Genomic DNA, 26,027 nt, shown 5'->3' with positions numbered 1-26,027 from the left:
AAGCGACTGGTTTCTTGACAAGAAACCGGCGCCCCGGCATTGTCTGACAACCTGACTTAAGAGCCGCCTCCTCCATGCTTCAGCTCCAGCGCCCCGACACCCTGGTCGAACGAGTGGTCAACGCCATCCGCAAGGAAATCGACGCCGGTCGCCTGACCGCCGAATCGCGCCTGCCGACCGAACAGCAATTGACCGAGCAACTGAACGTCAGCCGCTCGGTGGTGCGCGAGGCCGTGGCGCAGCTCAAGGCCGACGGCATCCTGGTCAGCCGCCGCGGGCTGGGCTCGTTCATTTCGCAGAACCCCAGCGGCAGCGTGTTCCGTTTCCCCAGCCAGAAGGGCCGCAAGCCCGACCTGGTGCAGATGTTCGAAATGCGCCTGTGGATCGAGACCCAGGCCGCGTCCATCGCCGCCCAGCGTCGCGACGACGCCGACCTGAAGCGTATGCGCACGGCCCTGCAAGAGATGCACGACCAGCGCAGCGATCTGGCCGCGGCCGCCCTGGCCGACGTGGAGTTCCACCGGGCCATCGCCGACGCCAGCAAGAACCACTACTTCGTCGCCTTCCATGATTTTCTCCGTGGCCAGTTGGCCGAAGCGCGGCGCACCGCCTGGGAAAACTCGGCGGCCCATTCGGTCGGCGGTTCCGCCGATGCCGGCCGCGAACACCAGGCATTGTACGAAGCCATCGCCGCCGGTGACCGGCAGCAGGCCGCCGCCTGCGCCGAAGCGCACCTGCGGGCCGCGGCCAAACGCTTGAAAATCGACCTGCCAAGTATCGATTGAATCCCTGAAACCCACTGTCTGGCGGACGCTGCCGTGCGGCGTCTTTTGTTTGCTTATCTTTGTCTGACAACCTGATGATCAGACTCAAACAAGAATAACCAAGGTGACATCTGCATGATCTACGACTACTGCATCATCGGCGGCGGCATCGTTGGCCTCGCCACCGCCATGGCGCTGCTCGAACGCCAGCCCGGCGCCTCGCTGCTGATCCTGGAAAAGGAAAACGTCCTGGCCCGGCACCAGACCGGCCACAACAGCGGGGTGATCCACGCCGGCATCTACTATGCCCCGGGCAGCCTCAAGGCCGACCTGTGCAAGCGCGGCGCCCAGGCGACCAAGGATTTCTGCACCCAGCACCAGATCAAGTTCGAGGTCTGCGGCAAGCTGCTGGTGGCCTCCACGCCGCTGGAAGTCGAGCGCATGCACGCCTTGTACGAGCGCTCGCAGCAGAACGGCCTGAAGGTCGAACAGCTGGATGCGAAAGAGCTGCAGCGGCGCGAACCGAACATCGTCGGCCTCGGCGGCCTGTTCCTCGATGCCACCGGCATCGTCGACTACAAGCAGGTGTGCGAAGCCATGGCCCGGGTCATCCAGAAGGCCGGCGGCGAAGTGCAGCTGCAGACCAGGGTGCGCGCCGTCGTCGAAACCGCCGACAAAGTCACCATCAGCAGCGACGACAAGGTCTGGAGCGCCCGCCAGCTGGTGGCCTGCGCCGGCCTGCAATCGGATCGCCTGGCGGCCCTGGCCGGGGTCAAAATCGACCACCAGATAGTCCCGTTCCGTGGCGAGTACTTCCGCCTGCCGGCGGCGAAGAACAACATCGTCAATCATCTGATCTACCCGATCCCCGATCCGGAGCTGCCGTTTCTCGGCGTGCACCTGACCCGGATGATCGACGGCAGCGTCACCGTCGGCCCCAACGCCGTGCTCGGCCTGGGCCGCGAGAACTATCGCAAGTTCTCCATCAACTGGCGCGACGTGGCCGAGTACGCGACCTTCCCCGGCTTCTGGAAAACCATCTGGAACAATCTCGGTTCCGGCACCACGGAGATGAAGAACTCGCTGTTCAAGCGCGGCTACCTGGAGCAGTGCCGCAAATACTGCCCGTCCCTGGAAGTCGACGACCTGCTGCCTTATGAGGCCGGGATTCGCGCCCAGGCGGTGATGCGCGACGGCACCCTGGTGCACGACTTCCTGTTCGCCGAAACCCCGCGCATGGTCCACGTCTGCAACGCCCCCTCGCCGGCCGCGACCTCGGCCATCCCCATTGGCCAGATGATTGCCGAGAGAATCCGCAAAGCCCGTTGATCCCCGCTGCACGGGTGCCTGGCGCCCGCTTGAAAATAACTACAAACAACAAGGAATCCTCAGATGTCAGTACATGAGGCGGCCCCGGCCGCATGCGAAACGCCGCAACAGAAACAGAAACGCCTGCGCAAGGTGGCGGCGGCGACCATCTTCGGCTCGATGCTGGAGTGGTACGACTTCTATCTGTACGCCACCATGGCGGCCATCGTCTTCTCGAAAATCTTCTTCGACCCCAGCAACCCGAAAGTCGCCTCGCTGCTGGCCTTCTCCACCTTTGCCATCGGTTTTATCGCCCGGCCCTTCGGCGGCATCCTGTTCGGCTACCTGGGCGACAGGTTCGGGCGCAAACAGGTATTGGTGATCACCTTCTGCATGATGGGCGTGTGCACCACCCTGATCGGCCTGATTCCCAGCTATGCCTCGATCGGCATCTGGGCGCCGATCATCCTGGTGCTGGTACGGATCATCCAGGGCCTCGGTGCTGGCGCCGAGCTGTCCGGGGCGGCGGTGACCTCCTACGAGCACGCCAGCGAAGGCAAGCGCGGCAGCCAGGGTGCCTGGCCAGCGCTGGGCCTGAACCTGGGCCTGCTGCTGTCGTCGCTGACCGTCTACCTGCTGACCATGAACGGCAACGAGTTCCTGCTCTCCGGCGGCTGGCGCATTCCGTTCGTCTGCAGCATCGCCCTGGTCGGCGTCGGCCTGTGGGTACGCCGCAGCATTCCGGAAACCCCGCAGTTCGAGAAGCTCGATAAAGCACTCGACAAGGACAGCGCCAAAGTCCAGGCCTCGCCCCTCAAGCTGCTGTTCAAGAACGACCTCAAAGGCCTGGCCGTGGTGCTGTTCGTGGCCATCGGCTACAACGCCCTGAGCTACATCTTCAAGACCTTTTCCCTGGCCTACCTGACCCAGTACAAAGGCGTCGAAGCCCATGTCACTTCACTGTCGGTGACCATCGCCAGCCTGGTGGCGATCGTTGCCGTGCCCTGCTTCGGCTGGCTCTGCGACAAGTGGAGCAGCAAGAAGGTGCTGATGCTCGGCGGCCTGTGCTCGGTGCTGTTCGCCTATCCCTTCCTGAGCCTGCTCAATACCGGCGAGCCGCTGATGATCTACCTGGCCATCGCCATCGGCACCGGGGTATTGGCGCCGATGATGTTCGCCCCCCAGGGCTCGTTCCTCAGCCGCCAGTTCCCGACCCAGACCCGCTCCTCCGGCTTCGGTACCGGCCGGGAAATCGGCACTGCCATCGCCGGCGGCCTGGCCCCCCTCGGCGGGCTGGCCCTGGTCGCCAACTCGGCCACTCACTCGACCGACGGCGTGGCGCTGATCCTGGCGGTCTCGGCGGTGATGGTGGTGGTCTTCGCCCTGTGCGACCAGGGCCGCAAGCACTCCAGCTTCAAGAACTGAGCACAACCCACTGACGCGCCGTGCTGGCGGCGCGTCAGGCACCCGCTGCCATCCCCTTCCCCCGATCCTCACAACAGGTCCCGGCGTTGCGGACCCTTACCGGTTATTTGCGCAATTGCACGCCACTTGACCACCATTTGCATCCGACCTGACCGGTCATTTGCATCGGATTTCACCAGCACGCGTTGTAACCATGATCGGCAGAGAACGGCCAGGAGCCGCTGGGGGACGTAGCAATGACGAAAGAGCAACTATGCTAGGCCTGATGCCGGAATTGATCGAGCAGATCGGGCCTTGCGTCCATACGCCGTGGCAAAACAATGGGAATGGGATCGATCCGCTTGTGTTGGATCGGCCGTTGCTGCCTCTCAAGGCAGGTCTGACAGAGGAGGTCTGAAGTTGCGAATCGCTTTTCTGGTGAACCGGGACGTGGAGAGCAATCTCACGCTCAATTTCCTGTTGCCCGAGATTCATGAGAGCACAGTGGGAATATTCCTCTCGGAGAGAGTGGGATCGGGCAGGAAGGTGCCATCCATGCTCGGACAACTGGCATTGATCGAGCAGGACCTCTTCAATGCCTTGGCCCCTGGGTTAAGCGGATCGAGCGACCCGGTCAGCAGCGGGCATCGATTCGGTTTTGCAGAACTGCAGCAACGCTTTGGGGTTCCTGTGCGGGTATTGCCCAGCTTGAGGGATCCTGCGGGCCTGCAAATGCTGCAGGATGCGGGAGCGGATCTGTTCATCTCCATCCGCTTTGGTCAAATCCTGAAGAATGAAGCCTTGGCCATTGCGCCACGCGGCGTCCTCAATCTTCACTCTGGCCTCTTGCCTCAATATCGAGGTGTCCTCGCGACCTTCCGGGCGCTGCTGAACGGGGACCCGGAGATCGGTTGCACTCTCCACTGGATCGACAGTCCCGGTATCGATGTGGGTCGCATCATTGACACTGCGCGTGTGGCCGTCGAAAAGGAGCGCTCCTTGCTGTGGCACATCCTTTCACTTTATCAACCAGGCGCGCGTCTCATCATGAACGCAATCAGGCGCCTGGAGCGCGGTGAGCCCATGACGGGGACGCCCCAGGATCCATCTGCCGGGGCCTACTACTCCTTTCCCGGCGAGGATGACCTGATGCGGTTCACGACACTGGGGTGGCGGCTCTTCGATCGCGAGGACGTCTGGGATCTTTTCGAATCGTACGGATTTCCGTTGCGCATAAGCGCTCCTTGAGCGCTGGACGGCGGCAAGGCTTGCCGAGGCTTTGTTGCTGGAGCATTGAAAATGCTCAAAACTACGCCGCAAAAGGTTGGCGTCGCTCAACGCAATTACCCATTATTTACAGAAATTTGCCAGGTGCCGTTAGTCGCCAGGGGCCCGGATAGATTAAAGTAACGCCCCCAGCCCTGGCGTTATTCGAACGCCTTCGGTCACCCTCTGCAGGAACAGTCATCGATGGAACATCGTGAAGCGCTACTCGCGCTGCGAACCTTTCTTTCAACGCAGATTCTCGGCCAGGAAAAACTCATCGAGCGCTTGCTCATCGCCCTGCTCGCCGACGGCCACATGTTGGTCGAGGGCGCCCCGGGCCTGGCCAAGACCAAGGCCATCAAAGAGTTGGCGGAAGGCATCGAAGCGCAGTTCCATCGCATCCAGTTCACCCCCGACCTGCTGCCGGCCGACATCACCGGCACCGAAATCTATCGCCCGGAAACCGGCAGCTTCGTGTTCCAGCAAGGGCCGATCTTCCACAACCTGGTGCTGGCCGACGAAATCAACCGCGCCCCGGCCAAGGTCCAGTCGGCCTTGCTCGAAGCCATGGGCGAGCGCCAGGTCAGTGTCGGCCGCAGCACTTATGAGTTGTCGCCGCTGTTCCTGGTGATGGCCACGCAGAACCCGATCGAACAGGAAGGCACCTACCCGCTGCCCGAAGCCCAGCTCGACCGTTTCCTGATGCACGTGAAGATCGGCTTCCCCGACGCCACCGTCGAACGGCGCATCCTGCAACAGGCCCGTGGCGAAGCGCTGAACGGCGAAACCAAGCCCGAGCGCCGCATCAGCCAGCAGGCGATCTTCGCCGCGCGCAAGGAAATCCTCGGCCTGTACATGGCCGACGCCGTGGAGGAATACCTGGTGCAGCTGGTGATGGCCACCCGCACCCCGGCCAAGTTCGACCCGGAGATGGCCGAATGGATCGCCTATGGGGCCAGCCCGCGGGGTTCCATCGCCCTCGACCGCTGCGCCCGGGCCCACGCCTGGCTGGCCGGGCGCGACTTCGTCAGCCCCGAGGACATCCAGGCGGTGCTGTTCGACGTGTTGCGCCACCGCATCATTCTGTCCTTCGAAGCAGAAGCCGCCGGCATCGATCAGGACCGGGTGGTCCAGCGGATTCTCGACGTCGTAGCCGTCGCTTGACCCCGATGAACGCCAGCTCAGTCGATGCCCCGGGCATCCGCGTCAGCCTCGCCGAGCTGATCGAGATGCGCCATCGCGTGCGCGAGGTGCAGCTGTTTTCCACGCCGAGCCAGCGCAGCCCGCTGGTCGGCCTGCACCACTCCAAGCTGCGCGGCCGCGGCGTCGACTTCGACCAGGTGCGGGTCTATCAGGCCGGCGACGACGTGCGCACCATCGACTGGCGCGTCACCGCGCGCACCCAGGAGCCGCACACCAAGCTGTTCCACGAAGAACGCGAACGGCCGATCTTCATCATGGTCGAGCAGAGCCGGCGGCTGTTCTTCGGTTCCGGGCTGATGTTCAAGTCGGTGCTCGCCGCCCAGGCCGCGAGCCTGATCGGCTGGGCCGCCCTGGGCCACAACGACCGGGTCGGCGGCCTGGTGTTCGGCGACGACGACCACTACGAGATCAAGCCACGGCGCAGCAAACAGAGCCTGCTGCAACTGCTCAACCGCCTGGTGCGGGTCAACCAGTCGCTGCACAGCGAAACCGAACCCGAGCGCGACGCCCTCGGCACCGCCCTGCGCCGTGGCCGCGAAGTGCTGCGCCCGGGCAGCCTGGTGATCGTGATCTGCGACGAGCGCGCCCTGAGCGACGCCGCCGAGCAGCAACTGAGCCTGCTGTCGCGGCATTGCGACCTGCTGTTGATGCCGCTGTCCGACCCGCTGGACCACGCCCTGCCCGCCGCCGGCTTGCTGCGCTTTGCCGAGCGTGGCGCGCAGCTGGAGCTGGACACCCTCAACTACGAACTGCGCCAGGCCTATCGGGCGCAGGGCGAAGCGCGCATCGCCCGCTGGGAACTGCTGGCGCAGAAGCTGCGGGTGCTGCTGATGCCCCTGAGCACCCAGAGCGAAATGGTCGAGCAACTGCGCGAGTACCTGAACCCGCAACGCCCGGGGAAAACCCGATGAGCAGCCTCGACCAGTTGCAACCCTTGATCGCCCCGCCCGCCATCGGCCTGTGGCCGCCGGCGCCGGGCTGGTGGCTGTTGCTGGTGTTGCTGCCGTTGCTCGGTTTCGGACTGTGGCGGCTCAAGCGCTTCTGGCCACGCCAGCCCGCCCTGCCCCGCACCGAACAACCGCTGGACCCGGTGCGCCTGGCCGCCCTCGCCGAACTGGCGCTGCTGCCCAAGCCCTACGACGGCGCGCCCGCCGGTGCCTGGCTGCAACAGCTCAACGGTTTGCTCAAGCGCCTGTGCCGCAACCATTACCCCTACAGCCAGAGCCACACCCTCAACGGCCGCAAGTGGCTGGCGTTCCTCGACAACCGCTGCCCGGCGGCCGGCCTCACGCGCTGGATGGTCCTGGTGGAAGGCGCCTACAAGCCCGAGTGCAAGCTCGACGACAAGGCCATCGCCGGCCTGACCCAGGCGGTGGAAATCTGGATTCGCAAACATGTTTGAGTTCGCCTGGCCGTGGATCTTCGCCCTGCTGCCGCTGCCCTGGCTGCTGCGGGTGCTGCTGCCGGTGGCCGATAGCGGCGAACCGGCGCTCAAGGTCAGCTTCCTCAGCGACCTGGAAGGCCTGGCCAAGCGCCGCGCCCGGGCCAACCTGCCGACCTGGCGCCAGCAGGCCCCCTTCATCCTGTTGTGGCTGTTGCTGCTGGTGGCCGCCGCTCGCCCGCAGTGGCTGGGCGAGCCGCTGCCCGTGGCCGCCAGCGGCCGCGACCTGCTGGTGGCGGTGGATGTCTCCGGCTCCATGGACTTCCCCGACATGCAGTGGCAGGACGAAGACGTCAGCCGCCTGAACCTGGTCCAGCACCTGCTCGGCGACTTCCTGGAAAGCCGCGAAGGCGACCGCGTCGGGCTGATCCTGTTCGGCAGCAAGGCCTACCTGCAAGCGCCGCTGACCTTCGACCGACACACCGTGCGCGTGTGGCTGGACGAAGCGAAGATCGGCATCGCCGGCAAGAACACCGCCATCGGCGACGCCATCGGCCTGGCGCTCAAGCGCCTGCGCCAGCGGCCGGCGCAGAGCCGGGTGCTGATCCTGGTCACCGACGGCGCCAACAACGGCGGCGAAATCGACCCGCTGACCGCCGCCCGCCTGGCCGCCGAAGAAGGCGTGAAGATCTACCCGATCGGCATCGGCGCCGACCCGGAGCAAAGCGCTACCCTGGGTTTCCTCGGCCTCAACCCGAGCCTGGACCTGGACGAACCGGCGCTCAAGGCCATCGCTGCTGCCACCGGCGGGCGCTACTTCCGCGCCCGTGACGGCCAGGAACTGCAAGCGATCAAGGACACCCTCGACCAACTGGAACCGGTGACCCAGCAACCGACCCAGGCCCGTTCGGCGCAAGCGCTGTACAGCTGGCCACTGGCCGGGGCGCTGTTGCTGAGCATCCTGCTGGTGGTGCGCGAGCGCTGGCCGGACCATCCGCTGCACCGTTTCTTCACTCGCGAGCGTTTTCTGCAACCTTTGCCAGACTGGCGCGAACGGCTCAAACGCCTGCGCCTGCGGAGGCGTCGATGAGCGCGCCGTTCTGGGCCGAACTCTGGCCCCACTGGTTCCGTCCCTGGTGGCTGCTGCTGTTGCCGCTGCTCGGCTGGCTGCTGTGGCAACTCTGGCACCGGCAGAAACGCGCCGGGCGCTGGCAGATGATCCTGCCGCCGGCCTTTCACGCCGCCCTGCTCAGCGGTGGCAACGGCCGCGAAAGCAAGCTGCCGTGGGTCGCCCTCGGCCTGGCCTGGATCCTCGCCGTGCTGGCCCTGCTCGGCCCCGGCTGGCAACGGGTGGAACAGACCAGCCAGAAGCCGGCCGACCCGCTGGTGGTGTTGCTGGAACTGACCCCGGAAATGCTCGCCGGCGACGTCCCGCCCAATCGCCTGGAGCAGGCCCGGCGCAAGCTGCTGGACCTGTTGCAGGTGCGCAGCGATGCGCAGACGGCAATCGTGGTCTATGCCGGCAGCGCCCACACCCTGGTGCCGCTGTCGGATGACCTGGCCACCAGCCGCAACCTGCTGGAAGCCCTCAAGCCATCGATCATGCCCCAACCCGGGCACCGCGCCGACCTGGCGCTGCTCAAGGCCTTGAAGCTGCTGGACCAGGGCGCGCTAGGCCAGGGCCGGATCCTGCTGATCGGCTCGTCCCTGAGCGAACAGGAACGCCAAGGCATCCGCCAGGCCCTCGGCGGCCAGGCGCCGCAACTGTTGATGCTGGGTGTCGGCAGCCGCCAGGGCTCGCCGGTGGCCCAGGAAGACGGCAGCTTTCTCAAGGACGAACAGGGGGCGATTCTCATGTCGCGCCTCGACAGCCCGAGCCTGAAGCGCTTTATCGGCGAGGTCGGCGGCCGTTATCGCCCGGCACGCCTGGACGATAACGACCTGCGCGGCCTGGGCCTGCTCAGCGGCCCGCAGAACCTGCGCAGCGACGGCCAGACCCTGCGCCTGGACACCTGGGCCGACCAGGGTTACTGGCTGCTGCTGCCCTTGTTGCTGCTGGCCGCCTGCGCCGGACGCCGCGGCTGGCTGTTCTGCCTGCCGCTGCTGCTGTTCGCCGTGCCGCAGCCCAGCTACGCCTTCGAGTTCAACGACCTGTGGCTGCGCCCCGACCAGCAGGGCCAGCGCCTGCTGGAGCAGAAGCGGCCCGGCGAGGCGGCGCAGCATTTCGAGGACCCGCAGTGGCAAGGGGTGGCGCTGTACGAGGCCGGCAACTACGCCGCTGCCGCTCAGCGCTTTGCCGAAGGCAACGACGCCCGCGCCCACTACAATCGTGGCAACGCCCTGGCCAAGAGCGGCGAGCTGGAAGCCGCGCTGGATGCCTACGAGCAGGCCCTGGAGCTGCAACCGGAGCTTTCGGCCGCGCAAAAGAACAAGGCCCTGGTCGAACGCCTGTTGCAGGAAACCGAGCCCGCACCCGCGGAAGAACCGGCCAAGGGCGAAAGCCAGGACAACGACGAAACCCATCAGCCGCCACAAGCCGGCGCGGCGACCCAGGCACCGGTCACCCCGGGCCAGCAGCCACCGGAGAACAGCCACCCGACCACCGCCGACGAGTCGACGGACGACGAGGTCGCCACCCCGGGCAACGATGCGATTCCCGGCAGCGAGCTGGGCGACGAACAGACCACCACGCCGCCGCTGCGCGATGCCCAGGACAATTTCGACGGTGAACACCGTCAGGCATTGGAACAATGGCTGCGGCAGATTCCGGACGATCCGGGCGAGCTGCTGCGCCGCAAGTTCTGGTACGAACAGCAACAACATCAGGATCAGGGAAAAATTCGATGACCCGCTTCACCACCCTCCTACTCACGCTGGTATTGACGCTCGGCGCCTTCGCGGTCCGGGCCGAGGGGCTGGTCGCCAGTGTCGACCGCAGCCGCGTGAACTCCGGGGAAACCGTCGAGCTGACCCTGGAATCCAACAATGTCACGCTGTTCGGCAAACCCGACCTGACGCCGCTGCAAGCGCAGTTCGAGGTCCAGGGCACGCGCCAGGTCAACCAGTTGACCAGCCTCAACGGCGAAAACCGCGCCATCACCCGCTGGATCATCACCCTGCTGCCCAAGACCACCGGCACCGTGGTGATCCCGGCCCTGCAACTGGGCGAAGTACAGAGCCAGCCGATCACCCTGCAGGTGCTGCAAAGCGCAAGCCGCAGCGACAGCGCGCCGCTGGAGCCGGTGTTCATCGACGCCAGCCTCGATCAGGACAGCGTCTACGTGCAGGCCCAGGCGGTGCTGACCCTGCACATCTATCACTCGGTGTCGCTGTACGACGACAGCAGCCTGACGCCGTTGCAGATCGACGATGCCCGGGTCGAACAGCTCGGCGAGTCGCGCACCTATGAAAAAGTCATCAACGGCGTGCGCCACGGCGTGATCGAGATCCGCTACGCGATCTTTCCCCAGCACAGCGGCGTGCTGAATATTCCCGAGCTGATCTTCAGCGCCACCCTGGCCGATGCCGCGAACACCCAGGCCCCGGCGCCCCAGGGCCTGAAACCGGGCAAGCTGGTGCACGTGAGCTCGGCGCAGATGCCGTTGACGGTCAAGGCCAAGCCGGTCGAATACCCGGCCGACGCGCCCTGGCTGCCGGCCCGCAGCCTGAGCCTGAGCGAAAGCTGGAACCCCGAGCCGGATCACAGCCAGGTCGGCGACTCGCTGACCCGCAGCCTGACCCTCAAGGCCGAAGGCCTGTCCAGCTCGCAGCTGCCACCCTTGCCGGTGACCGAGGCCAATGGCCTGCGCAGCTATCCGGACCAGCCGCAACTGAGCAATCAGGTCAGCGACCGCGGGCTGATCGGCAGCCGCGAAGACAGCCAGGCCCTGGTGCCGAACCGCAGCGGCAGCATCGACCTGCCGGCGCTGGAAGTGGTCTGGTGGAACACCCATGAGGACCACCTGGAACGCAGCAGCCTGCCGGCGCGTACCCTGCAAGTGGCGAACAACCCAAGCCTGGTGGTGGACACCCCGGCCGGCGCGACGCCAGCCGGCGTCAGTGACGACAGCACCACGCTCTGGGCCTGGAAACTCAGCACCCTGCTCCTCGCCTGCACCACTCTGCTGGGCTTCGGCCTCTGGTGGCGGGCGCGCTGGCAGCCGGCGATCCTGCGTGCCGCGCAGACCGGCCCCAGCCCGCGCACCCTGCTCGACGACCTCAAGCGCGCCAGCCTGGCCAACGACCCGCAGGCCACCCGCCAGGCCCTGGACGCCTGGGCCCGCCAGCAACCGGAAACCCTGGCCGACATGGCCGCGCGCTTCGTACCCCTGTCCGATGCCCTGGACGGCCTCAACGGCGCGCTCTACAGCGAAACCGGCCACTACTGGCAAGGCGAAGAACTGTGGCGCGCAATCCGCACCATCCCGATCGCCGAACACGTACAGACCCCGCTGGCCGACACCAGCAGCCTGCCGCCGCTGTACCCGAAATAACCGAGGAAACCGCACAGCCTTGCGCTGCGGTTTCTGCACCCCATTTCAGAATTCTCCCATTCCTCAGCACGGGCCGAGAGTGAGCTAATCCCCACTCTCCCCCGCCGAGGCAGGCCACGAATTTTGATCATCACCTCCAGCGCCCGATTTCTGCTCGTCACCCACTTGAGTGGCGGCACCCTCCAGCCAACCACTCACCTGCGAGAGCAGCTGAACTCGATTCTCGATCATGAACTGAAGGCTGATTGCCAGTTGTTGTTCTGCAATGCCGAGCAGACTGAGTTGGGATGGCTTATTCAGTCGGGTCAGCCCTATCGAGAGCTCGATGCCAGGCTGTCCCGCCTGGCCCTGCCCGACTCCCCAGCGCTGCGCACTACTGGGTTGCGTCTGGAGCGCTTTGAACTGTTCGAACAGTATGAACAACGCGGATTGGGTGCCGCCTGGCTGTGGTGCGGGAGCCTGGTTGAAAAGATGTACCTGAGATGGCTGGCGCGGGCTTACCCGATATCGGGTAAGCCTGACGATGGGAAATCGACACTTCGCTGACGTATCTGCTTTCGGCATTAGCTGCCATCCGCGACTTGCAGCATTCGGACAAAAGCAGCCGTTCATGAACAACTGCCTCGGAACCAAAGCACGCCTTCCACTCAAGACTGCTCAGTGTGGGCTGGCAGTCGGACGAACCACAATCTCACTTACATCAACATCGTCGGGCTGTTCGATGGCATAGGCGAGCGCTCGTGCAATAGCGTCTGCGTTGAGCGCCACACGACGGAAGGCTTTCATTTCCTCTCGCGCCACCTCATCGGAAATCGTATCGGCCAGTTCAGATTCGACGACACCCGGGCACACCACGGTGACCCGGATCTTGTCCGTTTCCTGCCGCAGGCCATCTGAGATTGCCCTGACTGCGAATTTTGTCGCGCAGTACACCGCGGCTGTCGGAGAGACCGCAAGGCCGCCGATCGACGAAATATTGATGACTTGACCGGACCCTTGCGCCTCCATGCCCGGCAAGACGGCGGCAATACCGTGCAGCACCCCGCGAACGTTGACATCGAGCATCTGGTTCCACTCGTTGACCTTTAACGAGGCCAAGGGAGACAGGGGCATCACGCCCGCGTTGTTGATGATCACATCAACTTTGCCATGTTGCGCCTTGGCGAACGCCACGAACGCATGCATGGACTCCAGATCCGTAACGTCCAGTGCGCAGGCACTTGCCGAGCCACCTTCGGCCTGGATCTCGCTCACAAGTTTTTCCAGACGCTCGGTACGGCGGGCACCGAGTACCACACGGGCACCTTTGGCGGCGATCAGCCTGGCCGCCGCTTCGCCAATACCACTGCTTGCCCCGGTAATCAGTACGACTTTGTTTTTGATGTTCGACATATCCGTAGCTCCTGCTGTATGCATTGAAGTTTCAGCTCCAACCGCTGATAACGCGGATGTTGCTGCGGGGTACGTCGGAAAGGTTAAGGGCACTGGCCTGGTCGACGCGTGCCAAAACCTGCGCACCTTTTGCCTATTCGTGTCTGTGTGCATCACCCGCAAAACCTGTCACGGAAAGACACTCATGCACCTCGGAACTTACTGGGCGTTACGCCCACCTCGCGACGAAACACCTGGGAGAAGTGACTGGGGCTTGAGTAGCCGACCTCCAGCCCGACGTCGATGACGCTACGCCGGGTCTCGAGCAACAGCTGCCGCGCGCGAACTATGCGCAAGCGGATAAAGTACTGGGAGGGCGACAGTCCCGTCGCACGCTTGAACATGCGGCTGAAGTGGTACTCACTCAGCTCGGCAAGCCTGGCCAGCCTCGCCAAGCTGAACTCAGCGCCTAGATGCTCACTCATGGCGTCAGTCACTTTGCGCAGCTTGTACGCTTGCAAGGCGTTGACCCGACGCCCAGGCTGGATATCGGCGAGATAGCTGCGCACCAGATGTACGGCCAGCGCCTGTGCCAGAGAACGGACGAAAAGGGAGCTGGGCGAGCGCTCTACAACCAGTTCGGTGCGCAACTGCTCCATGACAGACGCGACGCGCCCGTCCCGTGCCCCTGAAACATCGCGCAAACGCACTGGCCCGGCGTGCTCACCCAACAGCTCCCGTGACGCTTGCTCGATCAGCGGTAACCCCAGATAAAGGTGCATGACTTCGAAGGTGTCACCCCCGTGAGTCTGCCACCGCATTTCATACGGCTCATCAGAACTGGTGAGAAAAAAATCGCCGGCGCTGACCTCTGCCGCTTCCCACTCCCCACCCAGTACGCGCTCCTCCACCCTCGCCGCCCCCGCCAGAACCAGGACGACCAGCGGTTCCACCACCGCAGGCACGAGAATGGGCTCAATGACGCTGCGATGGGTAAACAGCTGAATCACAATGTCCTTGATTTCCGGGCACTGCGGTAAAGCCTGCGGCTCGCCTGGCAGGTATTCACGCATCGACTCCCCGGTGATGCGCAAGCCTGGCGAGAATGTCGACATCTGTTCGAGGGACGTTAACCCGGTATTCGCCATGAACATGTCCTTTTCATACTCGACTGTGCAAAGTCAGACAGGCTTCAACCACTCTCCAGGCGCTTGCCCGACCTCTGCGCGATGAGACCGGATCGATGATATCGAGCTTTTCCCGCTCGTTGAACCGAGCGCCGAACCTTCCTCACTTAACATTCGGCGCAAAATCCCGACAGCCTGGGCAAGCCCACGAAAGCCGACTTCGCCTCGCTGCGAGACAGTAGGCCCGTCGCCGATGACAGCGCCTTGCAGGTGCCGACACGGCTCACCCCCTACTCGATCACAACGCTGGAGAAAATCATGACCGATATCAAGAACAGCATGCCAAACGAAGTGGCAGGTAAAGTCGCCTTGGTCACTGGCGCGGCCAGTGGCATCGGCAAGGCAATCGCACTGTTGCTGCACGCCCGCGGCGCCAAGGTCATCGCCGAAGATATAAACCCTGAGGTGGAGGCGCTGGCCTGCCCCGGCCTGGTACCACTGGTGGCCGACATCACTCAGGACGGTGCCGCCGAGCGTGCGGTCGCATTGGCCGTCGAGCAATTCGGTCGGCTGGACATCCTGGTCAATAACGCCGGCATCATCATCAACAAACTGGTCATCGACATGACCCGCGAAGATTGGGAGCGCATTCAGGCGGTCAATGCTACAGCGGCATTTCTGCATAGCCGGGAAGCGGTCAAAGCGATGATGCCAAATAAATCCGGCTCGATCGTCAACATCGCGTCCTATGCCTCCTACTTCGCCTTCCCCACTATTTCCGCCTACACCGCCTCCAAAGGTGCGCTTGCCCAACTGACGCGAACCCTTGCGCTTGAGGTCATCGCCCACGGCATCCGCGTCAATGCTGTCGGTGTTGGGGATGTGGTGACCAACATCCTCAACAATGTGGTCGACGATGGCCCTGCTTTTCTCGCCAAACATGGCGAAGCCGCGCCGATCGGCCGCGCCGCACGGCCGGAAGAAATTGCTGAAGTGGTCGCGTTCATCGCCTCGGATCGTGCCAGCTTCCTGGTCGGTTCGGTGGTCATGGCAGACGGAGGCATGACCGTCACGGCCGGGTGAGCCTCCGCTGGAAGGCGCCGCCGGGCATTCTCGGCAAGCCCGAGAGGATCAGGCAAATCTGCGACAGTTTCGACCTAACCCCCCTCCGCTCGGCTACGTAATCTGAAAACACGCAACAGATGCAGAAACAGGCCATGGCAGGCCATTCAGCTGAACAACATCGATGAGGACTGAACAATGAAAAACGCAAACCGGCTTTCCATTTCACTGGCTATGAGCGCGATCGTTGCTTGCGCGGTCAATCTCTCCTCCACCAGCCTTTACCTGGCCGCAGACGGGGCCGACCGAACTCCCGGCATGCGGGTGACTGAAGGTGGCAGTGACCGCACACCCGGGTTCAGGGTTGCCGAGGGTGGCTCGGACCACACTCCCGGCATGCGCGTAAGTGAGGGCGGCAGTGACCGCACACCGGGTTTTCGCGTTGCCGAAGACGGCTCAAGCCAAACTGCCCTGGGTCGTATCGGCTAAGCATGCAATCGAGGAGAAGCCCTATGAAAAATGCTAAACGAGCCACTCCCGATCATCGTTACGCAGGTATGTGGGTAACCGCTGATGGATTCATCCGTCACGAGCTTCTGGCAACTGGGCGTTACGACGAGGCCCGTGGTAAAAATAAGAGCGCCTATCAAGGCCGCTACGAAATAGTGGGTGACTACATCCAGTACTGGGACGATAGCGGCTTCACCGCCGATGGGCACTTTCATGACGATGTGCTGTATCACGCCGGCATGATCCTCTATCGGCAATGAGCAATTTGATGATGTCGGGTGAATATGGTCTGCCTGGACAGCCACCAGGCAGATGCTCATGAATACGTGTGAGAGCCTTGAAATGGAACAGAGCGATGCTTTCATCCTTCAGAACACAGCCATATACCGTGACGAACTGGTTCGCTTACTGACGCAACGGTTTACGACACCCGGGATCTATGAGACCGCCATAGCGCCCCTGCATGTCATTCGTTTTGACGCCCCCTCGGAGCTTATCCATACCGTCCACAAGCCGGCACTTTGCCTGATCGTGCAAGGACAAAAAGAAATCGGCGTGGGTGACGACCATTATCTGTACGACCCGCTCAGTTACCTGGTGGTATCGGTGACACTTCCAGTTTCCGGTCGCGTGCTGATGGCCAGCCCGGAGGCGCCTTACCTGTGTATCCGTCTTGATTTCGAGGCCACGGAAATTGCCCAGGTCATTGCCGATGCTCCCCCGACGGGCGTCCCGGACGAACCGGAGCGTGGCCTTTTCCTTGAGAAAGTCGATGTTCCCCTGCTGGAAACAATGCTTAGGCTGGTACGTCTGCTGGAGACGCCGAAGGACATCGGCATGCTGGCTCCGCTCGCCCTGCGGGAGTTGTATTACCGCCTCCTGCGAGGCGTGCACGGTAGCCGCCTGTATGAGCTTGCCCTCGGTGATTCACAAATGCGGCGGGTGACGCGGGCAATCGATTGGTTGAACAACCATTACACCCACCCCTTGCGCATCGAAGAACTTGCACGGGTAGCCAATTTGGGCAGTTCTACTTTGCATCACCACTTCAAGGCAGTGACCGCGATGAGTCCGCTGCAGTATCAGAAACAACTTCGTCTGCAGGAAGCCCGCCGACTGATACTCGGCGAAGGGCTGGATGTGGCGAGTGCATGTTATCGAGTGGGCTACGAAAGCCCATCGCAATTCAGCCGAGAGTACAGTCGCCAGTTCGGGTGTCCGCCATCCAGAGATACCAGTCGAGTTCGTCGCCCTGCATGAAAGGCTACTGGACGGTCTACGGCTGATGCGGTTCTACTCGTATCCTCAGGGCTGAGTAGCTGTTGCCCTGGAACCCAATTCACCGAATAGCCCACTTTCACTAATGGCAGTATTTGGCCGATTGCTGCCGGTCCCGAATGGCAGTAAATGGCCGATAGCAGCCCGCGACGAATGACTACATCGAGTCAAAAGCAGCCTCTTCTACAGCTTCCATCTACACATCCAACCAAGCCCCACACCCGATTTACCATTAAACTCTCCCCCCTCACGCCGCTCTCCTCTTCCCTGCGGCTCACCTGATTGTTTGCGGAGTTTGCCTTGCGTCTGTTTCACACCTCCGACTGGCACCTGGGGCAGAACCTCCATGGCCAGGAACGCGATTTCGAGCATGCTTGCTTTCTTGAATGGCTGTTGCGCCAGCTGGCGCTGCACAGCCCTGACGTACTGCTGATCGCTGGCGATATCTTTGACACGGTCAATCCGCCGGTCAAAGCCCAGGAGCGGCTGTACGACTTTATTGTCAGTGCCCATGAACAGCAGCCCGGCCTGACCATTGTGATGATCGCCGGCAACCATGACTCCGGTTCGCGCATCGAGTTGCCGGCGCCCTTGATGCGGCGTCTGCGCACCCATGCCCTGGGCCGGGTGCTGTGGCTGGACGACGGGCAGCTGGACAGCGAGCGTCTGCTGCTGCCGTTGCCCGATGCCAGCGGCGCGATTGCCGGCTGGTGCCTGGCGCTGCCGTTCCTGCGGCCGGCGGAAGTCACCGGCCCGCACCTGGGCGACGATTACCTGCGCGGTATCGGCCAGGTGCATGAGTGGCTGATCGCCGCGGCCAACGCCAAACGTCAGCCAGGCCAGGCGCTGGTCGCCATCAGTCACGCGCACATGGCCGGCGGTTCGGTGTCGGAAGACTCCGAGCGCAGCCTGATCATCGGCAATGCCGAGGCCCTGCCCGCCAGTCTGTTCGGCCCGAGCATCAGCTACGTGGCCCTGGGGCATCTGCACAAGCCGCAGAAGGTCAACGGCGAGGAACGCATCCGCTACAGCGGCTCGCCGATTCCGCTGTCGTTCTCGGAGATCGACTACCAGCACCAGATCCTCGATATCCAGCTCGACGGCGAAACCCTGGTCAGCGTCGAGCCGCGGCTGATCCCGCGGGCGGTCAACCTGCAACGCCTGGGCCCGGCGCCACTGGCGGAGATCCTGCTGCAACTGGAAGAACTGCCGGACATCGACCTGTTGGCCGAAGAGCAGCGCCAGCCCTGGCTGGAAGTACGGGTGCGCCTGGACGAGCCGCAACCAGACCTGCGCCAGCAAGTGGAAAGCGCCCTGCAGGGCAAGGCCGTGCGCCTGGTGCGGATTGCCGCCGAATACGCCGGCAATGGTGGACGCGAGGGCGACGACGGCGCCGCGCAACTGGTGGAGCTGGACCAGCTCAGCCCGCAGGACCTGTTCAGCCGCGCCTGGCTGGACAGCTACGGCAGCGAGGTGGACGAACAGACCCTCAAGGACTTCGCGCAACTGCTCCAGGAAGTGCAGCACGAGGAGGAGCAGCCATGAAGATTCTTGCCATCCGCCTGAAGAACCTGGCCTCCCTGGCCGGCCCCTTTGAAATCGACTTCAGCGCCGAACCCCTGGCCAGCGCCGGGCTGTTCGCCATCACCGGGCCCACTGGCGCCGGCAAGAGCACCCTGCTCGATGCGCTGTGCCTGGCGCTGTTCGGCGCGGTGCCGCGGCTGAACAATATCGGCCGCGAAACCAAGGTGCCGGAGGTGGACAGCGAAATGCTCACCAGCGACCCGCGCACCCTGCTGCGCCGTGGCACCGGCAGCGGTTACGCCGAGGTCGACTTCGTCGGCATCGACGGCCATCGCTACCGCGCCCGCTGGGAAACCAACCGCGCCCGGGACAAGGCCAACGGCAAGCTGCAGGCCAGCAAGCAGAGCCTGCACGACCTGGACAGCAATCAACTGCTGGCCAGCCAGAAGCGCGACTACGAGCAGTTGATCGAAGCCAAGCTGGGGCTCAACTTCGAGCAGTTCACCCGCGCGGTGATGCTGGCCCAGAGCGAGTTCAGCGCCTTCCTCAAGGCCGACGACAAGGAACGCAGCGAGCTGCTGGAAAAGCTCACCAACACCTCGATCTACAGCCAGCTCGGGCGGCGCGCCTACAGCAAGAGCAAGGAAGCCGAGGAACAGCACAAGACCCTCAAGGCCCAGGCCAGCGGCATCACCCCGCTGGAGCCCGAGGCCCGCGCCGAGCTGGACCAGCGCTTCGACGCCGCCCAGCAGCAGCTCAAGGCCCAGCAGGCGCAGCTCAAGCAACTGGAGCTGCAACACGCCTGGCTCAAGGAACTGCAGCAGCTGCAGGACCAGCAGCGGAGCGCCGCCGAGCAACTGCAACAGGCGCAAACGACCTGGGAAGGCCTGGGCAGCGAGCGGACCAGGCTGACCCGCCTGGAACAGCTGGCGCCGCAACGCCATCAGTTCGCCCGGCAGGTGGAACTGAACCAGCAACTGACGCCGCTGCGCGAACAGATCCGGCAACAGCGCCAGCAACAAGGCGCAGAGCAACAACGCCAGGGCGAACTGGAGCAGCAACTGGCCACGGCCCAGGCCGCGTTGCTCGCCGCCCAGGAACAGCAAAGCGCCGGCGCCCCGCTGCTGCGCGAGGCCTTTGCCGAGCAAAGCACCCTCGCCCACCTGGGCAAGACCTGCGGCGAAGCCGGCGAGTTCAAGGACAAACTGCAACAGGCCAGCGAACAAGGCCAGCAGGCGATCCAGGCCATGCTCGAACAGCAGCGCCTGGTGGGCGAACGCCTGCAGCGGATTGCCGAACAGCTGGAACACAGCAGCCATCTGGCGCCGCTGAGCGATGCCTGGAATGCCTACCGCGATCGCCTGCAACAGCTGATGCTGGCCGGCAACCGGCTGAACAAGGGCCAGGAAGAGCTGCCCGGCCTGCAACAACGGGCCGCCAGCGCGGCGCAGCAACTGGCCGCGCAACGCGATGAGCTGCAAGTGCTGTACAGCGAGGCCGGCGCCGAGCCCCATGCGGTGGCCGAACAGTTGCAGATCCTCAGCGACCTGCTGCAGGACAACCGCAAGCAACAGCGCGCGTTCGAAGAACTGGCGCGGCTGTGGGCCAGCCAGCAGGAACTGGACAAGCGCGGCGCGGAGCTGGCGGACAAGTTGCAGACCGCGGCGCGCCAGCGCGAAGAGCTGAACCGGATCGGCTTGCAGAGCAAGGCCGAACTGACGGTCGCCGAACAGACCCTGACGGTGACCCAGCAACTGCTGGAACGCCAGCGCCTGGCACGCAGCGCCAGTGTCGAAGAGCTGCGCGAGCAGTTGCAGGACGATCAGCCCTGCCCGGTCTGCGGCAGCCACGAGCATCCCTACCATCAGCCCGAAGCACTGTTGCAGAGCCTGGGTCGCCATGACGAAAGCGAAGAAGCCAACGCCCGCAAGGCGGTGGACGAACTCAAGGAAAAGCTCGCCGAACTGCGCAGCCAGGTCGGCGGCCTGATCGCCCAGCAGAAGGAATTCCTCCAGCAACAGGAGCAGCTGGCAAGCCAGCAGCAGGCCCTGGCGCCGAGTATCGAAGCCCATCCGCTGGCGGCGGCGCTGCTCGACCAGGACGCCGGCAAGCGCGACGCCTGGCTGAACCAGCAACTGAGCCAGCTGAACCAAAGCATCCAGCAGGACGAACAGCGCCAAGGCGCCCTGCTGAAACTGCAAAAGGATGCCGGGCGCCTGCAACAGCAACTGCAAGCGGCGGTCGAGGCCAGCCAGGAAGCCACGCAACAGCTGACCCAGCAGCAACAGCAGCTGGGCGCGGATCGCCAGCGCCTGGAGGAAGAGCTGTCGGCCTTCGCCACCCTGCTGCCGGCCGATACCCTCGAAGCCCTGCGCAGCGACCCGGCCGCGACCTTTATGCAGATCGACCAGCAGGTCATGCAGCGCCTGGAACAGCTCGACCAGCAGAAGGAAGAACAGCAGGAACAACAACAGCGCCAGCTGGCCCTGGACAAGGAACAGGACCGCCAGCAGACCCGCGTGCAGCAACTGCAAGCCGCCCAGGAGCAGTTCAATACCCTGGCCGAGCAACAGCAGGCCGCCCGCAACAAGCTCGCGCAACTGCTGGGCGAACACGCCAGTGCCGAGCAGTGGCAGCAGCATCTGGAACAGGCCGTGGAACAGGCGCGCGCCGCCGATGTGCAGGCCAACCAGCAGTTGCAGGAGGTCCGCAGCCTGCTGGTGCAACTGGGCGCGGAACTGCAAGGCAAGGAGGAACGCCTGCTGGCCCTGGAAGCCGAACAGCAGGCGCTGGGCAGCAAGATCGCCGACTGGCGCCAGCAGCACCCGGAGCTGGACGACGGCGGCCTGGAACAGTTGCTCAGCCTCGACGACCAGCAGGTCGCCGCGTTGCGCCAACAACTGCAAGAGCGCGAAAAGGCGGTGGAACAGGCCAAGGTCCTGGTCACCGAACGCGAGCAACGCCTGCACAGCCATCAGGCCCAGCACGACGGCCAGCTCGACGCCGAACAACTGGCCAGCGCCCTGAGTGAACTGCACAGCCAGCTGGCCGCCAGCGAACAGCTGAGCGCCGAACTGCGCGCCCAGCAGACCGAGGACCAGCGCCGGCAAGACGCCAACCAGGCGCTGGGCGAGCAGATCGCCCAGGCCTACGCCGAATGGCAACGCTGGGCGCGGCTCAATGCCTTGATCGGCTCGGCCAGCGGCGACACCTTCCGCAAGATCGCCCAGGCCTACAACCTCGATCTGCTGGTGCATCACGCCAACGCGCAACTGCGCCAGCTGGTGCGGCGCTATCGCCTCAAGCGCGGCGGCAGCATGCTCGGCCTGCTGGTGATGGACACGGAAATGGGCGATGAGCTGCGCTCGGTGCACTCCCTGTCCGGCGGCGAGACCTTCCTGGTGTCCCTGGCGCTGGCCCTGGGCCTGGCGTCCATGGCCTCCAGCACGCTGAAGATCGAGTCGCTGTTTATCGACGAAGGCTTCGGCAGCCTCGATCCGGAATCCCTGCAACTGGCGATGGACGCCCTCGACGGCTTGCAGGCCCAGGGCCGCAAGGTGGCGGTGATTTCCCATGTGCAGGAAATGCACGAGCGGATTCCGGTGCAGATCCAGGTACGGCGCCAAGGCAATGGCCTGAGCACCCTGGAGGTGAAATGAATACTTTGTATTCGTTCCGCCGCTGCCCCTACGCCATGCGCGCCCGCCTCGCGCTGCGCTACAGCGGAGTGCCGCTGGAGATAGTCGAGGTCAACCTCAAGGCCAAGCCGGCCGAGATGCTGGCGCTGTCGCCCAAGGGCACGGTGCCGGTGCTCAACGCTGACGGACGGGTGATCGACGAAAGCCTGGACATCATGCGCTGGGCCCTGGCCCAGCACGATCCGCAGGATTGGCTGCTGAAGGACGATGGGCCGGCGCAGCAACGGATCGAGGCGCTGATCGCGGAAAACGACCAAGTGTTCAAGCTGCACCTCAATCGCTACAAATACGCCGAGCGTTACCCCGAACAGCCGATGGAGCATTACCGCAGTCAGGGGGAAGTATTTCTACGGCAGCTGGATGAACTGTTGAGCCAGCACGATTACCTGCTGGCAGATCACCCGAGCCTGGCGGACATGGCCCTGGCGCCTTTCGTGCGGCAGTTCGCCCATGTCGATCGCGAGTGGTTTGCGCAGACGCCTTACCGGCATTTGCAGCGCTGGTTGCAGCGGTTCCTGGAGTCGGAGCTGTTTGTCGCGGTCATGGCCAAGGCCTGAGCCTGACACCTGTTATGTAGGAGCGAAGCTTGCTCGCGATAAATCCGCAACGATAACGCGATGCGATGGATAGAGCGCTGCTGCGCAGCGATCGCGAGCAATCGAGCGTCGACCGGCAGCTCCTACAGAAGACTGTGTTGCGTTCAACTCAGCACACTGCACATCTGCAACGCCGAGCAATCGACGCTGAACGGGCCGAAGAACGCGGCCCTGGGTTTGGCTGGCGGGTTGCCGGCCAGCAGGCCCTGGGCCTTGGCGGTTTCAATGTTGTGGGCGATGTTGTGATTGCATTCGATGGCCCGGGCCAGCGAGCCCGCCGAGCCCTGCCCGATCCCCAGCAAGGAAGCGCCATTGGTCATGAACGCCAGGACGGCAATGACCCAGAACCTGCGTCCTTTCATAGCAGCGCCACTCCCGCATCAGGAACCTGTTCGGCGGCTTGCGCGCGGTGTTCGAACTGGATGGCCGGGTAAGCGACCTGGATCGGCGGTTGCACCGTCGACGGGGTCTGGGCCGAGAGGCTGACCAGGAGGACCATGGCCAGGTACAGGCCAATGGCGACATAGGCGCCGCGCTTGGCAGAGGTGAGGATCGAGTGGGCCATGGTGGTCTCCGTGGGCATGTTTCAGTGCCCACAGAATCCGTTAAAAACGCCCGCCGCAGAAACAACCTCGGTGCATAGTCACCATCAGTTGGATTGATCGTTGGTCCGCGGCCAATCAATCCTCAAGCAGGGTCAGCATTCGCTCGCGGGAGGTTTCCGGCTCGCCTTCAATGGGCTGGGCAGCCGAGAGAATCGGGGTGGAATAGAGGAACAGAAGAACCACTGCCAGACGCATCGCCATGCTGTCGATCCTTGGAAAGGAGGAGTCAATTAATTAGCGTCAAATTTAAACATATGGCGATATGACATTACCAAGCTAATTTGCCTGGCATGGGGGAAAACGTCGCATACAGGTAATGCAGGAGCGACATCACTGCTGATCCACCGGATGAACGAGTCCATTCAGGGAAGCCAGTGACTTCGCTCCTGCATACCTGGGCGGTGCGGGGAATTTCAGTGTTGGATCTTGTGATCCAGCGCGGCGTAGAAGTTGGCGCTCTGTTGCAGGTATTTCTGGGTGTAGGTGTTGGTCGCGGATTTTTTCTCGCTGATTTCCACGTTGGCGCTGGCTGGCAGGGCCACGGTAGCGGAGATGGCGGAAGCGGCGATCACGGAGAAGAGATTGAAGTTCATTGGGTAACCCTCGTATGCAGTCGGCTTGTTTGCCCGGAAGCCTTGATGCGCCGGGCCGTGAAGCAAAACTACGCCCGAGGGTTGGCGGGTTGAAATTTTTTCCAGCAGTAGCAGATATCAGCGTCATTAATAGAAAGGCGCAGGCCCCGTCAACCGGGGCCTGCGGCCTATTGACGCACCAGGAATTTGATATCGCTGGGTGAATCGAACGGCAGTTTCTGCACGGTCTTGCCGAGGAAACCGGTCTTGGCGTCGCGCTCGATCACCACGATTTCGTTGCTCTTCTGGTTGCCGATCAGCACGTACTTGTTGCTCGGATCGAGGCTGAACTCACGCGGGTGATCGCCCTCCACCGAACGCCGCTGGATCTCCTTGAGCTGGCCGGTGGCTTCGTCGATGGCGAACACCAGCAACTGATTGGCCGTGCCGCGGTTGCTCACGTACAGGTACTTGCCGTCCTTGGAAGCATGCAGCGCACCCGCCGCCTTCTTGTCCTTGCCGCCGCTGGTCAAGTCGAGGATCTGCTTCTGGGTCAGCTTGCCGTCCTGGTAGTCGAACACCGCCACCTGGGCGCTCATTTCCAGGGTCAGGTAGGCGTGCTTGCCATCGGCGCTGAACAGCAGGTGGCGCGGGCCGCTGCCCGGCGGCAGCTCGACGAACGCCGGCTCGGCCGCGGTCAGTGGGCGTTCGGCGTTGGCCTTGGGGTCGTAGCGGTAGACGAAGACCTTGTCCGCGCCCAGGTCGCTGGCGAACACGAACTGGCCGTCCGGCGACGACACCACCGAATGCACGTGGGCCGCCACCTGGCGCTCGGGGTTGACCCGGCTGCCTGGGTGGCTGCTGAGCTGGACCACCGGCGACAGCTTGCCATCGGTACCGACCGGCAACACCGCGAGGCTGCCGCCCGGATCCGCAACCACCGAGTAGTTGCTGACGAACAGGTAGCGACCATCGCCGCTCAGGCTCGAGTGCGTCGGCTCGTTGCCCAGGCTCTGCACCTGGTTGATCGGGTTCAGCTTGCGGCTCTTGGCTTCGATGCTGAAGCTGCTGACCCGGCCGATCGGGTCGGCTTGCCCAGGCCCGTTCTCATTGACCACGAACAGCTGCTTCTGGTCCTTGGACAGGGTCAGCCAGGACGGGTTGGCGCTCTTGACCACCTGCAGCGGCTTGGCCTCGATCTTGCCGGTGCGACCGTCGAACTTGAGGCGGTAGATGCCTTCGCTCTGGCCCTGGGTGTAGGAACCGACCAGCAGTTCCTGGGTCTCGACCGGCGCGGCCTGCACGGCCATGGCGCCGATACTGCCAGCCATCAGCAGTGGCCAGAAGTTACGCATCCTCATGTTCATCCTCCTCATCGTTACGGGCACTGAAAGCACTCATGCACACCAGGCGGTGCTCACCGGAGTCGCCGACGATGGTCCAGCTTTGCAGGGTGTCGTCGAAGGTCGCGGCGTTGACCTGGGCCAGGCTGAAACTCCAGCGCTTGGCCGCACGGCCGTCCATGCATTCGATCAGCAGCTGTTGGTCGTCAAGGGTGAAGTCGAAGGCATGCAGCCCGTCGATTTCCAGCATGTCGCAGGCTTGGAGGGCAGTCAGCAAAGTGTCTGTAGCGGCAGTCATAGTCGTCAGTCAGCAATGGAAAGCGGCCATGATAGCGGGTCCGGCGCGGCGCGGCTGTAGTGGCATTGCAAAGTTCGCACGAACCATTGCTACAAATTCTGTAGCCGCTGGCGCAGCTGCGCCAGGGCCGAAGGCCCTCCTGCACCAGGAACACCGCTGCGAGCGTGCCGGTCGATCGCAGCCTCGCGGGCTCGGCAGCGGCTACAGGGGCCGGTGGTGTCTGG

26 protein-coding genes are annotated in these 26,027 nt (G+C 63.7%); 18 read left to right on the top strand and 8 right to left on the bottom strand.

Annotated features, from left to right (window positions below):
• Positions 1-74 precede the first annotated feature (74 nt).
• The 11 genes from PVZ80_RS14685 (at position 75) to PVZ80_RS14635 (ending at position 12,365) form a co-directional block, all read left to right on the top strand.
• Positions 75-785, top strand: coding sequence for a FadR/GntR family transcriptional regulator (locus PVZ80_RS14685; protein ID WP_016704681.1), 711 nt, complete (start codon positions 75-77; stop codon positions 783-785).
• A 114-nt stretch (positions 786-899) separates the two neighbouring features.
• Entirely contained in the window at positions 900-2,093 is a 1,194-nt protein-coding gene (gene lhgO / locus PVZ80_RS14680; RefSeq protein WP_101282353.1) for an L-2-hydroxyglutarate oxidase, read from the top strand.
• Positions 2,094-2,156: 63 nt separating this feature from the next.
• The gene (locus PVZ80_RS14675; protein ID WP_028682262.1) at positions 2,157-3,497 is read left to right on the top strand and encodes an MFS transporter; all 1,341 of its coding nucleotides are present in this window, start codon (positions 2,157-2,159) and stop codon (positions 3,495-3,497) included.
• A 534-nt stretch (positions 3,498-4,031) separates the two neighbouring features.
• Positions 4,032-4,724, top strand: coding sequence for a formyl transferase (locus PVZ80_RS14670; RefSeq protein WP_273864104.1), 693 nt, complete (start codon positions 4,032-4,034; stop codon positions 4,722-4,724).
• Between the two features lie 222 nt (positions 4,725-4,946).
• Positions 4,947-5,906 carry an AAA family ATPase gene (locus tag PVZ80_RS14665; RefSeq protein WP_009048745.1) on the top strand — a complete coding sequence of 320 codons (960 nt, stop codon included), beginning with the start codon at positions 4,947-4,949 and terminating at the stop codon, positions 5,904-5,906.
• Positions 5,907-5,911: 5 nt separating this feature from the next.
• The gene (locus PVZ80_RS14660; protein WP_009048744.1) at positions 5,912-6,856 is read left to right on the top strand and encodes a DUF58 domain-containing protein; all 945 of its coding nucleotides are present in this window, start codon (positions 5,912-5,914) and stop codon (positions 6,854-6,856) included.
• Complete coding sequence (locus PVZ80_RS14655; RefSeq protein ID WP_009048743.1) at positions 6,853-7,347, top strand: DUF4381 domain-containing protein; 495 nt, start codon at positions 6,853-6,855, stop codon at positions 7,345-7,347. Before PVZ80_RS14660 ends, PVZ80_RS14655 begins: the two co-directional genes overlap by 4 nt.
• Positions 7,340-8,416 carry a vWA domain-containing protein gene (locus PVZ80_RS14650; RefSeq protein WP_101282351.1) on the top strand — a complete coding sequence of 359 codons (1,077 nt, stop codon included), beginning with the start codon at positions 7,340-7,342 and terminating at the stop codon, positions 8,414-8,416. The genes PVZ80_RS14655 and PVZ80_RS14650 overlap by 8 nt, the downstream gene beginning before the upstream one ends.
• The gene (locus tag PVZ80_RS14645; protein ID WP_028682264.1) at positions 8,413-10,173 is read left to right on the top strand and encodes a vWA domain-containing protein; all 1,761 of its coding nucleotides are present in this window, start codon (positions 8,413-8,415) and stop codon (positions 10,171-10,173) included. Before PVZ80_RS14650 ends, PVZ80_RS14645 begins: the two co-directional genes overlap by 4 nt.
• On the top strand, positions 10,170-11,819 hold the full coding sequence (locus PVZ80_RS14640; RefSeq protein WP_101282350.1) for a BatD family protein: 1,650 nt from the start codon (positions 10,170-10,172) through the stop codon (positions 11,817-11,819). Before PVZ80_RS14645 ends, PVZ80_RS14640 begins: the two co-directional genes overlap by 4 nt.
• Before the next feature lie 123 nt (positions 11,820-11,942).
• Positions 11,943-12,365, top strand: coding sequence for a hypothetical protein (locus PVZ80_RS14635; protein ID WP_053268915.1), 423 nt, complete (start codon positions 11,943-11,945; stop codon positions 12,363-12,365).
• Between the two features lie 111 nt (positions 12,366-12,476).
• Here the strand turns inward: PVZ80_RS14635 and PVZ80_RS14630 are convergent, their stop codons facing one another.
• Positions 12,477-13,211: an SDR family oxidoreductase gene (locus PVZ80_RS14630; RefSeq protein ID WP_038632082.1), complete on the bottom strand. Its 735-nt coding sequence runs from the start codon at positions 13,209-13,211 to the stop codon at positions 12,477-12,479.
• A gap of 182 nt (positions 13,212-13,393) precedes the next feature.
• Positions 13,394-14,338 carry an AraC family transcriptional regulator gene (locus PVZ80_RS14625; RefSeq protein WP_038636564.1) on the bottom strand — a complete coding sequence of 315 codons (945 nt, stop codon included), beginning with the start codon at positions 14,336-14,338 and terminating at the stop codon, positions 13,394-13,396.
• 297 nt (positions 14,339-14,635) lie between these two features.
• Between PVZ80_RS14625 and PVZ80_RS14620 the strand changes: the two genes are divergently transcribed.
• From PVZ80_RS14620 to PVZ80_RS14590, 7 genes are all read left to right on the top strand, one after another.
• On the top strand, positions 14,636-15,400 hold the full coding sequence (locus PVZ80_RS14620; RefSeq protein WP_038632080.1) for an SDR family NAD(P)-dependent oxidoreductase: 765 nt from the start codon (positions 14,636-14,638) through the stop codon (positions 15,398-15,400).
• 177 nt (positions 15,401-15,577) lie between these two features.
• The gene (locus tag PVZ80_RS14615) at positions 15,578-15,868 is read left to right on the top strand and encodes a hypothetical protein (protein ID WP_080710531.1); all 291 of its coding nucleotides are present in this window, start codon (positions 15,578-15,580) and stop codon (positions 15,866-15,868) included.
• A 23-nt stretch (positions 15,869-15,891) separates the two neighbouring features.
• Complete coding sequence (locus tag PVZ80_RS14610; protein ID WP_031286649.1) at positions 15,892-16,149, top strand: Atu4866 domain-containing protein; 258 nt, start codon at positions 15,892-15,894, stop codon at positions 16,147-16,149.
• 82 nt (positions 16,150-16,231) lie between these two features.
• The gene (locus PVZ80_RS14605; protein ID WP_038636559.1) at positions 16,232-17,149 is read left to right on the top strand and encodes an AraC family transcriptional regulator; all 918 of its coding nucleotides are present in this window, start codon (positions 16,232-16,234) and stop codon (positions 17,147-17,149) included.
• Between the two features lie 318 nt (positions 17,150-17,467).
• Entirely contained in the window at positions 17,468-18,712 is a 1,245-nt protein-coding gene (locus tag PVZ80_RS14600; RefSeq protein WP_038632077.1) for an exonuclease SbcCD subunit D C-terminal domain-containing protein, read from the top strand.
• Complete coding sequence (locus PVZ80_RS14595) at positions 18,709-22,350, top strand: AAA family ATPase (protein WP_124303879.1); 3,642 nt, start codon at positions 18,709-18,711, stop codon at positions 22,348-22,350. Before PVZ80_RS14600 ends, PVZ80_RS14595 begins: the two co-directional genes overlap by 4 nt.
• Positions 22,347-22,946: a glutathione S-transferase gene (locus PVZ80_RS14590; RefSeq protein WP_038632073.1), complete on the top strand. Its 600-nt coding sequence runs from the start codon at positions 22,347-22,349 to the stop codon at positions 22,944-22,946. The genes PVZ80_RS14595 and PVZ80_RS14590 overlap by 4 nt, the downstream gene beginning before the upstream one ends.
• 143 nt (positions 22,947-23,089) lie before the next feature.
• Here PVZ80_RS14590 and PVZ80_RS14585 read toward each other — a convergent pair whose 3' ends face one another.
• The 6 genes from PVZ80_RS14585 to PVZ80_RS14560 all read right to left on the bottom strand — a co-directional run bounded on the left by PVZ80_RS14585 (position 23,090) and on the right by PVZ80_RS14560 (position 25,803).
• A complete protein-coding gene (locus PVZ80_RS14585; RefSeq protein ID WP_038632071.1) occupies positions 23,090-23,347 on the bottom strand; it encodes a hypothetical protein in 258 nt (85 codons plus the stop codon).
• A complete protein-coding gene (locus PVZ80_RS14580) occupies positions 23,344-23,550 on the bottom strand; it encodes a hypothetical protein (RefSeq protein WP_009048729.1) in 207 nt (68 codons plus the stop codon). The genes PVZ80_RS14585 and PVZ80_RS14580 overlap by 4 nt, the downstream gene beginning before the upstream one ends.
• Before the next feature lie 115 nt (positions 23,551-23,665).
• The gene (locus PVZ80_RS14575; protein WP_256587583.1) at positions 23,666-23,791 is read right to left on the bottom strand and encodes a hypothetical protein; all 126 of its coding nucleotides are present in this window, start codon (positions 23,789-23,791) and stop codon (positions 23,666-23,668) included.
• 212 nt (positions 23,792-24,003) lie between these two features.
• The gene (locus PVZ80_RS14570; RefSeq protein WP_007923220.1) at positions 24,004-24,183 is read right to left on the bottom strand and encodes a hypothetical protein; all 180 of its coding nucleotides are present in this window, start codon (positions 24,181-24,183) and stop codon (positions 24,004-24,006) included.
• Positions 24,184-24,350: 167 nt separating this feature from the next.
• Positions 24,351-25,523, bottom strand: coding sequence for a lactonase family protein (locus tag PVZ80_RS14565; protein WP_009048726.1), 1,173 nt, complete (start codon positions 25,521-25,523; stop codon positions 24,351-24,353).
• A complete protein-coding gene (locus PVZ80_RS14560) occupies positions 25,510-25,803 on the bottom strand; it encodes a DUF5629 family protein (RefSeq protein WP_016704661.1) in 294 nt (97 codons plus the stop codon). The genes PVZ80_RS14565 and PVZ80_RS14560 overlap by 14 nt, the downstream gene beginning before the upstream one ends.
• Positions 25,804-26,027: the final 224 nt, after the last annotated feature.

Source organism: Pseudomonas sp. B3G-3 (assembly GCF_028640915.1).
Classification (GTDB): Bacteria; Pseudomonadota; Gammaproteobacteria; order Pseudomonadales; family Pseudomonadaceae; genus Aquipseudomonas; species Aquipseudomonas chlororaphis_I.
This window is presented reverse-complemented; position numbering and strand designations above follow the sequence as displayed.

Bases quoted from the DNA above. Each gene is read 5' to 3' on its own strand.
- PVZ80_RS14685 (WP_016704681.1), top strand. From the start codon at position 75: ATGCTTCAGCTCCAGCGCCCCGACACCCTGGTCGAACGAGTGGTCAAC.
- lhgO (WP_101282353.1), top strand. From the start codon at position 900: ATGATCTACGACTACTGCATCATCGGCGGCGGCATCGTTGGCCTCGCC.
- PVZ80_RS14675 (WP_028682262.1), top strand. From the start codon at position 2,157: ATGTCAGTACATGAGGCGGCCCCGGCCGCATGCGAAACGCCGCAACAG.
- PVZ80_RS14670 (WP_273864104.1), top strand. From the start codon at position 4,032: ATGCTCGGACAACTGGCATTGATCGAGCAGGACCTCTTCAATGCCTTG.
- PVZ80_RS14665 (WP_009048745.1), top strand. From the start codon at position 4,947: ATGGAACATCGTGAAGCGCTACTCGCGCTGCGAACCTTTCTTTCAACG.
- PVZ80_RS14660 (WP_009048744.1), top strand. From the start codon at position 5,912: ATGAACGCCAGCTCAGTCGATGCCCCGGGCATCCGCGTCAGCCTCGCC.
- PVZ80_RS14655 (WP_009048743.1), top strand. From the start codon at position 6,853: ATGAGCAGCCTCGACCAGTTGCAACCCTTGATCGCCCCGCCCGCCATC.
- PVZ80_RS14650 (WP_101282351.1), top strand. From the start codon at position 7,340: ATGTTTGAGTTCGCCTGGCCGTGGATCTTCGCCCTGCTGCCGCTGCCC.
- PVZ80_RS14645 (WP_028682264.1), top strand. From the start codon at position 8,413: ATGAGCGCGCCGTTCTGGGCCGAACTCTGGCCCCACTGGTTCCGTCCC.
- PVZ80_RS14640 (WP_101282350.1), top strand. From the start codon at position 10,170: ATGACCCGCTTCACCACCCTCCTACTCACGCTGGTATTGACGCTCGGC.
- PVZ80_RS14630 (WP_038632082.1), bottom strand. From the start codon at position 13,211: ATGTCGAACATCAAAAACAAAGTCGTACTGATTACCGGGGCAAGCAGT.
- PVZ80_RS14625 (WP_038636564.1), bottom strand. From the start codon at position 14,338: ATGGCGAATACCGGGTTAACGTCCCTCGAACAGATGTCGACATTCTCG.
- PVZ80_RS14620 (WP_038632080.1), top strand. From the start codon at position 14,636: ATGACCGATATCAAGAACAGCATGCCAAACGAAGTGGCAGGTAAAGTC.
- PVZ80_RS14615 (WP_080710531.1), top strand. From the start codon at position 15,578: ATGAAAAACGCAAACCGGCTTTCCATTTCACTGGCTATGAGCGCGATC.
- PVZ80_RS14610 (WP_031286649.1), top strand. From the start codon at position 15,892: ATGAAAAATGCTAAACGAGCCACTCCCGATCATCGTTACGCAGGTATG.
- PVZ80_RS14605 (WP_038636559.1), top strand. From the start codon at position 16,232: ATGGAACAGAGCGATGCTTTCATCCTTCAGAACACAGCCATATACCGT.
- PVZ80_RS14595 (WP_124303879.1), top strand. From the start codon at position 18,709: ATGAAGATTCTTGCCATCCGCCTGAAGAACCTGGCCTCCCTGGCCGGC.
- PVZ80_RS14590 (WP_038632073.1), top strand. From the start codon at position 22,347: ATGAATACTTTGTATTCGTTCCGCCGCTGCCCCTACGCCATGCGCGCC.
- PVZ80_RS14585 (WP_038632071.1), bottom strand. From the start codon at position 23,347: ATGAAAGGACGCAGGTTCTGGGTCATTGCCGTCCTGGCGTTCATGACC.
- PVZ80_RS14580 (WP_009048729.1), bottom strand. From the start codon at position 23,550: ATGGCCCACTCGATCCTCACCTCTGCCAAGCGCGGCGCCTATGTCGCC.
- PVZ80_RS14575 (WP_256587583.1), bottom strand. From the start codon at position 23,791: ATGGCGATGCGTCTGGCAGTGGTTCTTCTGTTCCTCTATTCCACCCCG.
- PVZ80_RS14570 (WP_007923220.1), bottom strand. From the start codon at position 24,183: ATGAACTTCAATCTCTTCTCCGTGATCGCCGCTTCCGCCATCTCCGCT.
- PVZ80_RS14565 (WP_009048726.1), bottom strand. From the start codon at position 25,523: ATGAGGATGCGTAACTTCTGGCCACTGCTGATGGCTGGCAGTATCGGC.
- PVZ80_RS14560 (WP_016704661.1), bottom strand. From the start codon at position 25,803: ATGACTGCCGCTACAGACACTTTGCTGACTGCCCTCCAAGCCTGCGAC.